Annotated in this window: 11 protein-coding genes and 1 rRNA gene; 10 read left to right on the top strand and 2 right to left on the bottom strand. The window is 71.8% G+C overall.

Annotation, left to right across the window (positions count from 1 at the left end):
- From ASG23_RS07800 to ASG23_RS07775, 6 genes are all read left to right on the top strand, one after another.
- Positions 1-684 (top strand): TIM-barrel domain-containing protein (locus ASG23_RS07800; RefSeq protein WP_327019462.1); only part of this gene is annotated, 684 nt, incomplete at its 5' end.
- A gap of 178 nt (positions 685-862) precedes the next feature.
- Positions 863-2,305, top strand: coding sequence for a GH1 family beta-glucosidase (locus ASG23_RS07795; RefSeq protein ID WP_056022528.1), 1,443 nt, complete (start codon positions 863-865; stop codon positions 2,303-2,305).
- 91 nt (positions 2,306-2,396) lie between these two features.
- On the top strand, positions 2,397-2,696 hold the full coding sequence (locus ASG23_RS07790; RefSeq protein WP_056022526.1) for a hypothetical protein: 300 nt from the start codon (positions 2,397-2,399) through the stop codon (positions 2,694-2,696).
- Positions 2,693-3,538, top strand: coding sequence for an HAD family hydrolase (locus tag ASG23_RS07785; RefSeq protein WP_056022825.1), 846 nt, complete (start codon positions 2,693-2,695; stop codon positions 3,536-3,538). Before ASG23_RS07790 ends, ASG23_RS07785 begins: the two co-directional genes overlap by 4 nt.
- On the top strand, positions 3,535-4,299 hold the full coding sequence (locus tag ASG23_RS07780) for an alpha/beta hydrolase (protein WP_056022524.1): 765 nt from the start codon (positions 3,535-3,537) through the stop codon (positions 4,297-4,299). Before ASG23_RS07785 ends, ASG23_RS07780 begins: the two co-directional genes overlap by 4 nt.
- Entirely contained in the window at positions 4,296-5,093 is a 798-nt protein-coding gene (locus ASG23_RS07775) for an alpha/beta fold hydrolase (protein ID WP_056022523.1), read from the top strand. The genes ASG23_RS07780 and ASG23_RS07775 overlap by 4 nt, the downstream gene beginning before the upstream one ends.
- On the opposite strand, the gene ASG23_RS07770 is transcribed toward ASG23_RS07775, so the two are convergent.
- Both ASG23_RS07770 and ASG23_RS07765 read right to left on the bottom strand, forming a co-directional pair.
- Positions 5,090-5,509 carry a hypothetical protein gene (locus ASG23_RS07770; RefSeq protein WP_056022520.1) on the bottom strand — a complete coding sequence of 140 codons (420 nt, stop codon included), beginning with the start codon at positions 5,507-5,509 and terminating at the stop codon, positions 5,090-5,092. The two genes, ASG23_RS07775 and ASG23_RS07770, sit on opposite strands and share 4 nt — an antisense overlap.
- A 30-nt stretch (positions 5,510-5,539) precedes the next feature.
- Positions 5,540-7,726, bottom strand: coding sequence for a hypothetical protein (locus tag ASG23_RS07765; RefSeq protein WP_056022517.1), 2,187 nt, complete (start codon positions 7,724-7,726; stop codon positions 5,540-5,542).
- Positions 7,727-7,943: 217 nt separating this feature from the next.
- Here ASG23_RS07765 and ASG23_RS07760 point away from each other — a divergent pair, with 217 nt between their 5' ends.
- The 4 genes from ASG23_RS07760 to ASG23_RS07745 all read left to right on the top strand — a co-directional run bounded on the left by ASG23_RS07760 (position 7,944) and on the right by ASG23_RS07745 (position 13,820).
- Positions 7,944-9,605 carry a hypothetical protein gene (locus ASG23_RS07760; RefSeq protein WP_056022514.1) on the top strand — a complete coding sequence of 554 codons (1,662 nt, stop codon included), beginning with the start codon at positions 7,944-7,946 and terminating at the stop codon, positions 9,603-9,605.
- Entirely contained in the window at positions 9,602-10,609 is a 1,008-nt protein-coding gene (locus ASG23_RS07755; protein ID WP_056022511.1) for a hypothetical protein, read from the top strand. The genes ASG23_RS07760 and ASG23_RS07755 overlap by 4 nt, the downstream gene beginning before the upstream one ends.
- Before the next feature lie 64 nt (positions 10,610-10,673).
- Positions 10,674-11,612, top strand: coding sequence for a tetratricopeptide repeat protein (locus ASG23_RS07750; protein ID WP_056022508.1), 939 nt, complete (start codon positions 10,674-10,676; stop codon positions 11,610-11,612).
- A 686-nt stretch (positions 11,613-12,298) separates the two neighbouring features.
- A 16S ribosomal RNA gene (locus tag ASG23_RS07745) occupies positions 12,299-13,820 on the top strand.
- Positions 13,821-13,937: the final 117 nt, after the last annotated feature.

The raw sequence follows: 13,937 nt of genomic DNA, 5'->3' as shown, positions 1-13,937 counted from the left end.
CTGCTCTCCTCGCACAGCCGCCTGCACGGCTCGGACTCCTACCGGGTGCCGTGGGCGTTCGACGAGGAAGCCGTCGACGTCACCCGGCTGTTCACCCGCCTCAAGCTCTCGCTCATGCCCTACCTTGCGCGGCTGGGCCAGGACGCCCACGCCTCCGGGGTCCCCGTGATGCGGCCGATGGTGCTGGAGTTCCCCGACGACCCTGGCGCGGCGACGGTCGACACCCAGTACATGCTCGGCGAGACCCTGCTCGTCGCCCCGGTGTTCACGGCCGAGGGCGACGTCGACGTCTACCTCCCCGAAGGCACCTGGACGTCGCTGCTCACCGGCGACCGGGTGACCGGACCGCGCTGGGTCCGCGAGCGGCACGGCTACCTGTCGCTGCCGCTGTACGTCCGTCCGGACAGCGTGCTGCCCGTCGGCGCGCGCTCGGACCGGCCGGACTACGACTGGGCCGACGGTGTCACGCTGCACCTGGTGGAGCTCGCCGACGGGCACCGGTCGGTCACCACCGTGCCGGGCGCGGCCGGGGGCGAGCCCAGCGTGTTCGTGGTGCGGCGTGACGGGGCTGCGGTCCGCGTCGAGGCGCGCGGTGCGACCGGGCCGTGGCGCGTGCAGGTGGGCGTCGGTGGGACGGTCGTCGAGGCCGCCGCGCGCGACGAGGTCGTCGAGCTCACGCTCTGAGCGCAGTGCTTCCGCTGCCCACCGCGGGGTGGCGGGAGCGATCTCACGCCGTGTATCGTATCGATTCGATTCCCGCACGTCGGGTCTGACCGACCCGGCACAGCTGCCGACCCATGGTCACGGCCCGCCCGCCTGCACCCGCCGTCCCACCCCGTCCGTCCGACCGAAGGACCTGCACATGACGACCTCGCGCCCCTCCGGACGCCAGTTCCCCTCCGACTTCCTCTGGGGCTCGGCCACCGCCTCGTACCAGATCGAGGGGGCGTTCGACGAGGACGGCCGCGGTCCGTCCATCTGGGACACGTTCGCCCGCACGCCCGGCAAGGTGCTCGACGGCGATACCGGTGACGTCGCGGCGGACCACTACCACCGGGTGCCGCAGGACGTCGCCATCATGAAGGACCTCGGCCTGCAGGCCTACCGGTTCTCGATCGCGTGGCCCCGCGTCCAGCCGACCGGCTCGGGCGAGTTCAACCAGGCCGGTCTCGACTTCTACGTCGACCTCGCGGACCGCCTCATCTCCGCCGGCATCAAGCCCGTCGCGACGCTCTACCACTGGGACCTCCCGCAGCCGCTCGAGGACGAGGGCGGCTGGGCCAACCGCCAGACGGCCCTGCGGTTCGGTGAGTACGCGCGCAAGCTGGCCGAGGTCCTGGGCGACCGGATCCACGTCTGGACCACGCTCAACGAGCCGTGGTGCTCCGCGTTCCTCGGCTACGCGTCCGGCGTGCACGCCCCCGGGGTGACCGACGACTCCACCGCGCTCGCCGCGGTCCACCACCTGAACCTCGCGCACGGCCTCGCCGGCCGGGCGATCAAGGACGTGCTCGGCGAGGACACCCCGATCTCGGTGACCCTCAACCTGCACGTCACGCGCGCCGCGTCCGACGCCCCGCGGGACCTCGAGGCCAAGCGCCGCATCGACACCATCGCCAACGAGGTGTTCCTGGGCCCGATGCTGGACGGCGAGTACCCGAAGGAGGTCTTCGCGGACACCGAGCACATCACCGACTGGTCCTTCGTGCAGGAGGGAGACCTCGACGTCATCAAGGTCCCGCTCTCCCTGCTGGGCATCAACTACTACTCCACCGGCCGGGTCCAGCACGGCACGCCCGCCGGTGGCGACGGCACCCCCGGCCCCGACGGCCACCGGTCCTCGGAGAACAGCCCCTGGGTCGGCGCGACCACCGTCGAGTGGCTCCCGCAGCCCGGCCCGCACACCGCGATGGGCTGGAACATCGAGCCGCAGGGTCTCGTGGACCTGCTCCTCGAGATCCGCGACCGCTACCCGAGCCTGCCCATGGCCATCACGGAGAACGGTGCCGCCTTCTACGACGAGGTCAGCGCCGACGGCCGCGTGCACGACGCCGACCGCGTCGCGTACCTGCACGACCACATCGACGCCGTCGGCGAGGCGATCGAGCGCGGTGCCGACGTGCGCGGCTACTTCGTCTGGTCGCTCATGGACAACTTCGAGTGGTCCTACGGCTACGACCGCCGCTTCGGCGTGGTCCGCGTCGACTACGACACCCTCGAGCGCACGGTGAAGGACTCGGGCCTCTGGTACCGCGAGCTCCTGCGCACCAACACGATCCCGACGCCGGAGTCCGCGGCACTCTGACCCACCCACGACGTCCGAGGAACTGGGCCGCCCTGGCGCTCGTGTCCTCGGACGTCGTGGTGTCCCCGGCGGTGTGGGGGAGGATGAGGGAGTGGGACGACGATCGACCAAGCGGCCGTACGGGGCCGAGCACGTCGAGCTCGACGTCGACCGTGCGACCGGCGGCCGGCGCTCGGAGTCGGGTGCCGACGGCGAGTGGACTGTCCAGCAGGTCCGCGGCTCCGACCGCGAGTACCGGTGCCCCGGATGTGACCAGCTCGTGAGCGCCGGGACGGCCCACGTCGTCGCGTGGCGCACCGACGGACTGTTCGGCGAGGCGCTCGACGACCGCCGCCACTGGCACACCTCGTGCTGGCAGGCGCGCGCCCGCCGGGGACCGACGCGCCGATGACCAGCGCACCGACCCGCGCCCCGCGCCTCGTCGCCACGGACCTCGACGGCACGCTGCTCCGCCCCGACGGAACGGTGTCTTCCCGCACGGCCGACGCGCTCGTGCGCGCCGCGGAGGCCGGGATCGAGGTCGTGTTCGTGACCGCCCGGCCCCCGCGCTGGCTGCGCGAGCTCCGCTCCCACGTGGCCGGCCACGGCGTCGCCATCTGCGCGAACGGTGCGGCGGTGCTCGAGGTGGGCTCGGGTCGGGTCCTCGCCGAGCGAGGGATGCCCCCGGACCTGGTCGGCGGCATCGCGGACCGGATCCGGGACGCATGGGGCCTGGAGCATGTGCACCTGGCGGCGGAGAGCGCCGACGGCTTCGCGCACGAGACCGACTTCCGCTCCCTCCATCCGGTGCCCCCCGGAAGCCCGACGGCTGACCGCATCGAGGACGTCCTCGGCGCGTCGACGTTCAAGCTGCTGGTCCGGACCACGCGGCCGCCGAGCGACGCCTACGCGGACGAGCTGGCCGCTGTCGTCGGCGACCTGGCGATCGTGTCCGACTCGGGAGCGGAAGGCCTGGGGGAGATCTCCGGTCCGGGGATCACGAAGGCCTCGACGCTCGCGGACTGGGCGGCGGCGCGCGGCATCGACCCGGCGGACGTCTGGGCCGTCGGCGACGCCCGGAACGACCTGTCGATGCTCGGCTGGGCGGGCACGTCGTTCGCCGTCGCCAACGCGCACGCCACCGTCCTCGCAGCCGCGACCCGCCGGTGCGCCTCGAACGCCGACGACGGCGTCGCCGACGTGCTGGACCTCGCGCGTGCGCTGGCTGACGGCGTCCTAGGCTCGTCCCGATGACTACGCACACCTCCGACCCCAGCCTCATCCGGTCGCTCACCGTCCTGCCGGCGGTGCGCCAGGACGTGGAGCTGCACACCGCGGACGGGCTGACGCTCGTGGGCGAGCTGGCGCGACCTGCCGAGGCGGCGCCGGCGGCGACGCTCGTGACGCTGCACCCGCTGCCGACGCACGGCGGGTACATGGACTCGCACGTCTACCGGAAGGCGGCGTGGCGGTTGCCTGCGCTCGCGGACCTGGCGGTGCTCCGCTTCAACACGCGTGGCACGGCCAGTCCCCGGGGGACCAGCGGCGGAGCGTTCGACGGGGGTGCCGCCGAGCGGTTCGACGTGCACGCCGCGATCGAGTTCGCCGAGTTCCACGACCTGCCGAACCGCTGGCTGGTGGGCTGGTCGTTCGGCACGGAGCTGGTGCTCATGCACGGCCGTGACCCGTCGATCGAGGGCGCGATCCTGCTGTCGCCGCCCCTGCACCGGGCCACGGACGCGGATCTCGACGCGTGGGCGGCGTTCGGCAAGCCGCTCGTGGTGCTGGTCCCGGAGCTCGACGACTACCTGAGCCCGGACGAGGCGCGCCGGCGGTTCGCGCGGGTGCCGCAGGCCGAGGTCATCGGCGTCGACGGAGCGAAGCACCTGTGGGTCGGCGAGTCCGCCGTCCGGCGCGTGCTCGACGAGATCGTCGCCCACGTGCTGCCGGACCACCCGGTCCCGCTGCCCACCCACTGGTCCGGCCCGAGCACGACGGCGGAGGACGACGCATGAGCCTGCACACCTATACCGAAGGCGCAGCCGACGACGGGCTGCCGCTCGTCCTGCTGCACGGTTTCCCCCTGGACCACCGCATGTGGGACGAGGTCGCCCGGCTGTTCCCCGCCGGCCGCGCGGTGCACGCCGTCGACCTGCCCGGGACGCCCGGGCACGCCACCGACCTGCCCGAACCGGCGCTGGAGGCGTCGGCGGACGTGGTCGCGGAGGCGCTGCGTGGCGCGGGGGTCGAGCGGGCCGTCGTCGCGGGCCTCTCGATGGGCGGCTACGTCGCGCTCGCGCTCGTCGAACGTCACCCGGAGCTCGTCGCCGCCCTCGCGCTGGTGGACACCAAGTCGACCGCCGACGCCCCCGAGGCGCGCGCCAACCGGCTGCGCATCGCGGCGGAGGCGGAGCGAAGCGGCTCCGTCGACCCCGTCCGGCCCATGGCCTCGTCGCTGCTGGGGGAGTCGACCGTGTCGTCCCAGCCCGAGGTCGCCGACCAGGTCGCTGCGTGGATCGACCAGCAGGAGCCCGCCGGGATCGCCTGGTCGCAGCGTGCCATGGCCGCTCGGCCGGACCGGTCGGAGGTGCTGCGCGCGTTCGACGGGCCCGTCGTCGTCGTGGTCGGCGACGAGGACACCGTCACCCCCGTCGAGGCCGCGGAGCACCTGGTGGCGACGTCGGTCCAGGCGCGGCTCGTCGTCGTCCAGCGGGCCGGGCACCTGTCGTCGGTGGAGCAGCCCGCAGCCGTCGCGGCCGCCCTCGCCGACCTGGCGCAGGCAGCCGACGCGACCAGCCAGGACGGCTAGCCTCCGAGCACGCGCGCGAGTGCCTGCGACATGTCGATGGACTCGCCGTCCTTGCCGCCCGCACCGATCACGAGCGGGGGAGCGGATGGCTCCGGGGTCACGCCCCGGAACCGTGCCGCGAGGCTCGACGGCACCGTGAGGACGTAGAACTTCCCGTCGGTGTCGATCGCGACCGTCTCGTCACGCCGGAGGTACCAGCCGACCAGCGGCGTCTTGTAGCGCGCCCGGCCGTCGTAGCTGCGCGCCGCGAGGGGCTCGGGGCTCGGCCCGGACGTCAGCGCCCGGCGCAGGAACGCGTCGATCTGCTCCTGCGCCTGCGCGGACTCGGCCCGCTGCCGGCTGGCCAGCAGCTCGCCGTGCGCGGCGGCGGCCTCCCGCCGTTCCTCGCGCCAGCGAGCAGCCTTCTCGTCGGTCACGTGTGCCTCGGTGCCTGTGCCGGGAGCCTGTCAGCGGGTCGGCGCGGCGACGTCGGCAGCCTGGGGTGCGTCGTCGACCGGCTCGGGTGCGGAAGGGGCGTCGCCCGCCGACTCGTCCGAGGGCGTCTCGTCGACGGGAGCCTCCGCGACGACGGGGCTGGCGGCCGAGACCGGAGCCGGTCGCGACTTCGTGGGCCGCGCGGCCGGTCGCGCGGGCTTCCCGGCGGGCGCGACGAGGGCCTTGTCGCCCTTGGTGTCCTGCGCAGCTTCCCCTGCCGCCTGCGGAGCTGACTTCGAGGCCTCGTCGGATGCAGCCTTCGGCGAGCGTGCCGCCGGGGCCGACTTCTGCTCCTTCTCGAACGCGGCCTCCGCCCGGGTCGCGCGCTCGAGCGTCGCCCGGTCAGGGTTGTGCCCGAGGAGGTTGCGCAGCTCGTCGAGGTAGGACGTGATCGACTCCCGCTGGCGGTTGAGGTCCTCGACCTGACGCGTGGCGGTCGTCCGCTCACGCTCCGACTCGATCATCGAGTCGGAGATCTGCTTCTCGGCGTGCTCGCGGGCCTCGGCGACGACCCGGTCGGCGTTCCTGCGCGCGTTGGAGAGGAGCTCCTTGGCGTGCTGCTCGGCGTCGGTCCGCACCTTGTCGGCCTGCGCGAGCGCCTTGGCCACCCGCTGCTCGGCCTCAGAGGCGTGCGCCTCGGCGTCGCGCACGAGGCGTTCGGTCTCCGCCCGCGCGGTCTCGTGCCGGTCCGCGTCCTCGCGCTCGGCGGCCTCGCGGCGCGACGCGATGCTCAGCTCGGCGTCGGCCAGCTGCTGCTCGGCGTCTCGGATCAGCTCGTCGGCACGGGCCTTCGCGGAGGAGGTCACCTCGGCCGCCGCCCGGCGGGCCTCGGTGATCGCCCGCTCGACCTCGAGCCGTGCACGCTCGCGCAGCTCGGCGGTCTCCCGGTCGGCCGCGGCCCGCAGCTCGGTGGTCTCTCGCTCGGTGACCTCCTGCAGCTCCGCCGCCGCGCGCGTCGTGACGTCGCGCAGGTGGGACGTCTCCTGACCGGCACGCTCGCGCAGCTCGGCGGTCTCGCGGTCTGCCTGTGCGCGCAGGTCGGCGGCGTACCGCTCCGCCTCGCCGCGCATGGCGAGGATGGTCTGCTCGGCGTCGGCCCGCTGCGCGGAAAGCTCGTCTGCCGTCGTCGAGCGCAGCTCGCCGGTCTCGCGGTCGGCCTGTGCCCGGACGAACGCCGCGTACTGCTCGGCCTCCACCCGGAGCGCGGCGACCTCGGACGCGACCCGCTGCTGGAGCGCAGCGGCGTCCCGCTCGGCGGCGGCGCGCAGGCCGTCCGCGTACTCCTGGGTCTGCACCCGCAGAGAGGTGACGTCGTCGGCGGCCTGCTGGCGGAAGGCGGCGACCTCGGCCGCCGCGTCGCTGCGCTGCTGGGCCACGTACCGGTCGACCTCGACCCGCGCCGCAGCGAGCTCGCCCTCGACCCGCTGGCGCAGCTCGGTGGTGTCCGCGTCGGCGCTCTGGCGCAGATCCTGCGCGTACCGCTCGGCCTCCTCGCGCTGGGCGGTCGTCTCGGTCTCGGAGCGTGACCGGAGCTCGCTCGCGGTGCGTTCCGTCGCGATGCGCAGCTGCGTGGCCTCGTGCTCGACGCTCGCGCGCAGCGTGCCCAGCTCGCGCTCGAGCGAGCTCCGGCGCTCGCTCTCCTCGGTCGTGATCGCGCTCTGGATGCGTGCGGCCTCGCGCTCGGCGGAGCCGACCAGCTCCTCCGCGCGACGCTGCGCGGCGAGGAGCGTGCTCTCGGCCTCCGCGGTGGCCGTCGTCCTGACCTCGTCCGCCTCCCGACGTGCGGTGGCGACGACCTCGGCGACCTCGTTCTCCGCGCGAGCGCGCAGCTGCCCCGAGGCGAGCTTGGCGCGAGCCAGGGCGTCCGCCGCCTGGGCGTTGGCCTGGGAGACGACGTCCGACGACTGCTCCTCGGCGGACCGCAGGAGCTGCTCGATGCGCGAGCCCAGACCGGAGTAGGTGGGCCGTTCGGCCTCCCGCAGCTGGCGGTGCGCCTCGGACAGCTCGCCGGCGACCTGCATGGCCCGTCCGTCGAGGGACTCGACCTGGGCGCGGGCATCATCGAGAGCCTTCTCCAGCCCGGCGATTCGGGCGTCGACAGCCTCGCGTTCGTAGCCGCGGAAGTTGACGACGGGGAAGGGGGGCCGGGCGTCGGGCACGAGCAGTCCTCCTGGGCACTGGGGCTCCGCGGAGCGGCCTCGGACGAGGCGCTCATCGACTTCCGGAGCCCGCCGGTCAGGATACGCGCGTTCACGGTGCGGCGGACGTGTGCGGGCCCAGGACTGCACGCCGAGGAGGATCTGTCCATTCGATCCCGGTTCGGCTGTGACGAGCGTGTCTGCCTATCCTGAGGTCCCCGCCCTTGGAGGATCCTGCGTGCTCAAGCGACTGACCACCGCCGCCGTCGGCGTCGTCGGACTGGTCGTCATCGGTCTCGGCATCGCGTCCGCGACGGTCTGGCGAGCCGATGACGTGCTCGTCGCCACGACGTCCGGCGGTGCGCACACCCTTGTGACCGATCCGGGCGTCCTGGAGCTCGGTGGCGACCCCGTGACCGTCAAGGTGAGCGTCCCGGACGGCGGCACCGTCGTCCTTGCGGTCGGTCGGGACACGGACGTGGCGGGCTGGGTGGGCAGCGACGCGCACGCGAAGGTCACAGGTCTGTCGTCCTGGCACGCGCTGGCCGTCGACGACGTCGCAGCCCCGGCGCCCACGCCGACGCCCACGGACGCGGCAGCCGCGGAGCCTGCGCCGGCGGACGCGGCGAGCCCGACGCCGACCGCGGCGGCCACCGACGAGCCCGTGCCCGCGGCAGACCCCACCGGGTCGGACCTCTGGGTCGCCGAGGAGACCGGGACCGGCTCGGCCGAGCTGGTCTGGCCGGCACAGGAGGGCCGGTGGAGCCTGCTCGCCGTCAGCACGGGGGAGTCCGCCCCCACCTTGTCGCTGGCGTGGCCGCGTGTGGTGACGACGCCCTGGCTCTGGCCGTGCGTCGCCGTCGGGACGCTGCTGGTGCTCCTCGCGGTCTGGCTGCTGGTGCGCGACGTCCGTCGTCGACGTGCGGGGCTGGACGCGCCGAAGTGGCACCCGGTGACCACGGGTGCGACGCCCGCTGTGGTCGTCAGCGACGACATCGACGCCATCCCCGTGCTCACGCGGCGTCAGATCCGTGAGGCCGCGCAGTCGCACCCGACGAAGCCGCGGACCGGCGCCGTCCCGCAGGTCCCCGCAGCCGCACCCGAACCGGCGTCCTCCGATCCCGCGCCGCTCCCGGCGCCGACACCGGCGTCGGCGACCGTGCCGGCCGGGGCGGAGGCAAGTCGACGGGGGCTGCGCCCGCCCACGGGGGCGATCCCGGTGACACCGGCGAGCCCCGAGCCCGAGCAGAAGAACTCCGCGGGGGCATGGACCCCGACACCCCCGCCGAACGCGGTGCGCACCCCGGACGCAGGCACCCCGTCGCCGGCACCGGGCCGCCCGAGCGGTGCGACCGCTGGACCGAGCGCTGCGACCGCTGGACCTGGCGGTGCGACCGCTGGACCGGGCGGCTCGACCGCTGGGCCGGGCGGCTCGACCGCTGGGCCGGGCGGCTCGACCGCTGGACCGAGCGGACCTGCTGGTGCGCCGGTCGGCGCAGCCGCTGGTCCGACGCGTCCGACGGACCCGGCGACACCGCACGGCCGACCGTCCTGGGTCCGAGGGACAGCAGGACCGTCGCCGTCCGCGACCTCGACGACGGGCGAAGGACCCGCACCCGTCACGGAACCGGAGGGCAGCGGACCTGCCGGCTGGTCGGCGGTCCCGCCGCCTCCCGGCGATCGCGTGCAGCCCGGCTCGACGTCCGGACCCGACTCGTCGGTGCACGCCGGCCGTCCCACGTGGATGCGGCCCGCCGCCGACGAGGCACCGTCGACGGACGAGCCGGCGACCGCGGGCTCCCGGGCAGACGCCTGGCGCCGCGCATGGGGGCTGCCGCCGACCGAGGGCACCCCGGACGACTCGCAGAGCGACACGGACACGGGAGGGGAGCAGCGATGACGCGCACGCCACGGTCCCGCCGGCTGCTCGCGGCCACCGGTTGCGCGCTCGTGCTCGGGCTGTCCGCCTGCGCCGCGCCCCTCCCGCAGCCCGAGCCCGAGCCGGTACCGGCCGTCGCTCCGGCGGCGACGACGGTGTTCCAGTCCCAGGACGTGCTCACCGACGTCGGTGAGGTCCTCACCACCGCCGACGCGACGCTGGACGCGGCGCTGCTGCCGCCCCGGGTCGAAGGACCCGCGCTCGCGGTGCGGACGGCGGAGTACGCCCGGGCCACCGCGACGGCCGGCGCGAAGCCGCCGACCGCGCTCCCGACGGACGAGCAGGCGCTGATCGTGCCGCAGACCGACGCCTGGCCCCGCACGCAGCTCGTGGTCACCAAGCAGCCCGACGACCTGCAGGCGCCGCGCATCCTCGTGATGCAGCAGACCGCACCCCGGGACCCGTACAGGTTGTGGGGCTGGGGACGGATGGGCGCGGGTGTGCAGATGCCGGCGACGGCTGCCCCGGAGACCGGCAGCCCCGTGCTGGCGCCCGACGCGACCGGACTCCTGGTGACCCCGGCGGAGGCGCTGCAGCAGTACGCGGACGTCTTGGCGAACGGCACCGCGTCGGCGTACGCCGCGACGTTCCAGGAGGACACGTTCCGCACGAGCATCGAGGCCGCTCGAGCGGCAACCGTGGCGGGGGTCCAGGCAGCCGGTTCGGCGACGGAGACCTACACGCCCGAGGCCGCCCCGGTGGTCACGCTCCAGACGGTCGACGGCGGCGCCATCGTCGTCGGCCAGCTCACCACCGTGTCCACGGTGACGCTGACGGTGGCGGGTGGCACGATCCCGATCTCCGACCCGTTCTACGCCGCGCTCACCGGCAAGCAGAGCGCGGGCAGCAACTTCGTCCGCACGTTCACCGACGTGCTCGTCCTGTACGTGCCCCCCGCCGGCAGTGCTGCTCTCGTGCAGCTGCTCGCCGCGGAGCACGCCGTCACCTCGGCGACCGCCGAGTGAGTGCATCACTGACAGCACAGCAGACCCGCCGACCCTGACACAGGCCACGAAGGAAGAACGCCGCATGTCGCAGCCCACCGGACCCCGTCCCCCCCTCGACGTGCGGGGGGCGGTCGACCTGTCCACGCTGAATCGTCCTGCGACGCCCGCCCCGGGCACGCCGGGCGGGTTGCCCGCGCCCGGCGCGTACGTCGTGGACATCGACCAGACGACGTTCCCCGACCTGGTGCAGAGCTCGACGCAGCACCCGGTGGTCGTCGTCCTGTGGTCGCCCCGGAGCGAAGCCAGCGCCACGGTCGCTGCCGACCTGGCGTCCCTCGCGGACGAGGACGCCGGCCGATGGCTCCTGGCGCGTATCGACGCCGAGGCGAACCCGCAGATCGCTCAGGCGTTCCAGGCCCAGAGCGTGCCGACGGTCGTCGCGGTGCTCGCGGGCCAGCCGCTGCCCCTGTTCCAGGGGGCGTATCCCCGGGACCAGGTCCGCGCAGTCCTCGACCAGGTGCTCGCAGCCGCCGAGGCCAACGGGATCACCGGCCGCGCCGCACCGAACAACACTGACGCCCCGGACGAGCCTGAGCCCGAACCGGAGCTCCCGCCCTTGCACCAGGCGGCCTACGACGCGATCGAGCGCGACGACCTCACGGCGGCGACCGCCGCGTACGAGCAGGCGCTCAAGGAAAACCCGCGCGACGCTCTCGCACGCGCCGGGCTGGCGCAGGTCGGACTGCTCGACCGGACGCGTGACCTCGATCTGCAGGCGGCCCGCGCGGCGGCTGCGGCAAACCCGGCAGATGTCGACGCCCAGCTCGTGGTCGCGGACCTGGACATCCTCGGCGGCAAGGTCGACGACGCGTTCAGCCGGCTCGTCGACGTCCTGCGCACGACCTTCGGCCCGGACCGCGAGCGGGTGCGGGTGCGCCTGGTCGACCTGTTCGAGGTCATCGGCGGGGAGGACCCCCGCGTGATCGCGGCCCGCCGCGCGATGGCCAGCGCGCTGTACTGAGGAACGCGTATCTGCGCAGGTCGTGGCTCTGCCGAGGACGTGACCCGCGTCACCGGGCGCGGATTTGCCCTTCCGGCCCGGGCCTGCGTAATCTTCTCGATGTCGCCCGGCAGGGAGGAACGGACACCGCGGATCGAACCGCAGTGGCTGGTCCCCCGGAGCGACATCCTCGGACTCTTCGACCGGCGGCCAGATCGTCGGTCATCACGAGTGTCCGGACGCGGAACTGAGGTTCCTCTCCAGCTGAACCACCTCTGACCAGGCGGTTTGACGGGGAAGGGCAGCTCCGCTAAGTTAGAACGGTTGCCTCCGGACAGGTTGAAAGGCCTGGAGGGATGCGCGTCTGTTCCTTGAGAACTCAACAGTGTGCCAAATAGTCGATGCCATATGGCTCGTCATCTGGTGGTGTCTTGTCCCGTTTCGGGGTGGGGNGATGCGCGTCTGTTCCTTGAGAACTCAACAGTGTGCCAAATAGTCGATGCCATATGGCTCGTCATCTGGTGGTGTCTTGTCCCGTTTCGGGGTGGGGTGTTGCGGGGTGGTGGGTCTTGGTTGAGATGGGTGTCGTGTCTTCCACCTCCGTGGGGGTGCGGCATCAAAATTCAGCCGAATCTGAACGGTCCTTATCGGGACCATTTCGTTWGTCGGTTGCTCTGCTGCTTTGGTGGTGGGGTGCCATGTAGACATTAACGGAGAGTTTGATTCTGGCTCAGGACGAACGCTGGCGGCGTGCTTAACACATGCAAGTCGAACGGTGATGGCCAGCTTGCTGGTCTGATCAGTGGCGAACGGGTGAGTAACACGTGAGCAACCTACCCCAGACTCTGGAATAACCATGGGAAACGATGGCTAATACCGGATACGAGACACACGCGCATGTGTGGTGTCTGGAAAGATTTATCGGTCTGGGATGGGCTCGCGGCCTATCAGCTTGTTGGTGGGGTAGTGGCCTACCAAGGCGACGACGGGTAGCCGGCCTGAGAGGGCGACCGGCCACACTGGGACTGAGATACGGCCCAGACTCCTACGGGAGGCAGCAGTGGGGAATATTGCACAATGGGCGCAAGCCTGATGCAGCGACGCCGCGTGAGGGATGACGGCCTTCGGGTTGTAAACCTCTTTCAGCAGGGAAGAAGCGCAAGTGACGGTACCTGCAGAAGAAGCGCCGGCTAACTACGTGCCAGCAGCCGCGGTAATACGTAGGGCGCAAGCGTTGTCCGGAATTATTGGGCGTAAAGAGCTCGTAGGCGGTTTGTCGCGTCTGCTGTGAAAACCTAAGGCTCAACCTTGGGCTTGCAGTGGGTACGGGCAGACTAGAGTGCGGTAGGGGTGACTGGAATTCCTGGTGTAGCGGTGGAATGCGCAGATATCAGGAGGAACACCGATGGCGAAGGCAGGTCACTGGGCCGCAACTGACGCTGAGGAGCGAAAGCATGGGGAGCGAACAGGATTAGATACCCTGGTAGTCCATGCCGTAAACGTTGGGCACTAGGTGTGGGGCTCATTCCACGAGTTCCGTGCCGCAGCAAACGCATTAAGTGCCCCGCCTGGGGAGTACGGCCGCAAGGCTAAAACTCAAAGAAATTGACGGGGGCCCGCACAAGCGGCGGAGCATGCGGATTAATTCGATGCAACGCGAAGAACCTTACCAAGGCTTGACATACACCGGAAACTTCCAGAGATGGTTGCCCCGCAAGGTCGGTGTACAGGTGGTGCATGGTTGTCGTCAGCTCGTGTCGTGAGATGTTGGGTTAAGTCCCGCAACGAGCGCAACCCTCGTCCCATGTTGCCAGCGGGTTATGCCGGGGACTCATGGGAGACTGCCGGGGTCAACTCGGAGGAAGGTGGGGATGACGTCAAATCATCATGCCCCTTATGTCTTGGGCTTCACGCATGCTACAATGGCCGGTACAAAGGGCTGCGATACCGCGAGGTGGAGCGAATCCCAAAAAGCCGGTCTCAGTTCGGATTGGGGTCTGCAACTCGACCCCATGAAGTCGGAGTCGCTAGTAATCGCAGATCAGCAACGCTGCGGTGAATACGTTCCCGGGCCTTGTACACACCGCCCGTCAAGTCACGAAAGTCGGTAACACCCGAAGCCAGTGGCCCAACTCGTAAGAGGGGGAGCTGTCGAAGGTGGGACTGGCGATTGGGACTAAGTCGTAACAAGGTAGCCGTACCGGAAGGTGCGGCTGGATCACCTCCTTTCTAAGGAGCATCTGGCAGCCACATTCGCCTGTCATGGGTGGTGGAGGGTGTCCAGGCCCGTTGTCCCTGCCGAACGAGTGGGGGACGGTGCTCGAGGGTGGAACATCGACTGTGGCC

It is taken from the genome of Cellulomonas sp. Leaf395 (genome assembly GCF_001424125.1).
Lineage (GTDB): Bacteria > Actinomycetota > Actinomycetes > Actinomycetales > Cellulomonadaceae > Cellulomonas.
The sequence above is the reverse complement of the archived record's forward strand: the minus strand, read 5'-3'. Positions and strand labels throughout refer to the sequence as shown.

Excerpts from the sequence above, each read along its gene's own strand:
- ASG23_RS07775 (WP_056022523.1), top strand. The coding sequence starts at position 4,296 with ATGAGCCTGCACACCTATACCGAAGGCGCAGCCGACGACGGGCTGCCG.
- ASG23_RS07755 (WP_056022511.1), top strand. The coding sequence starts at position 9,602 with ATGACGCGCACGCCACGGTCCCGCCGGCTGCTCGCGGCCACCGGTTGC.
- ASG23_RS07750 (WP_056022508.1), top strand. The coding sequence starts at position 10,674 with ATGTCGCAGCCCACCGGACCCCGTCCCCCCCTCGACGTGCGGGGGGCG.
- ASG23_RS07785 (WP_056022825.1), top strand. The coding sequence starts at position 2,693 with ATGACCAGCGCACCGACCCGCGCCCCGCGCCTCGTCGCCACGGACCTC.
- ASG23_RS07795 (WP_056022528.1), top strand. The coding sequence starts at position 863 with ATGACGACCTCGCGCCCCTCCGGACGCCAGTTCCCCTCCGACTTCCTC.
- ASG23_RS07780 (WP_056022524.1), top strand. The coding sequence starts at position 3,535 with ATGACTACGCACACCTCCGACCCCAGCCTCATCCGGTCGCTCACCGTC.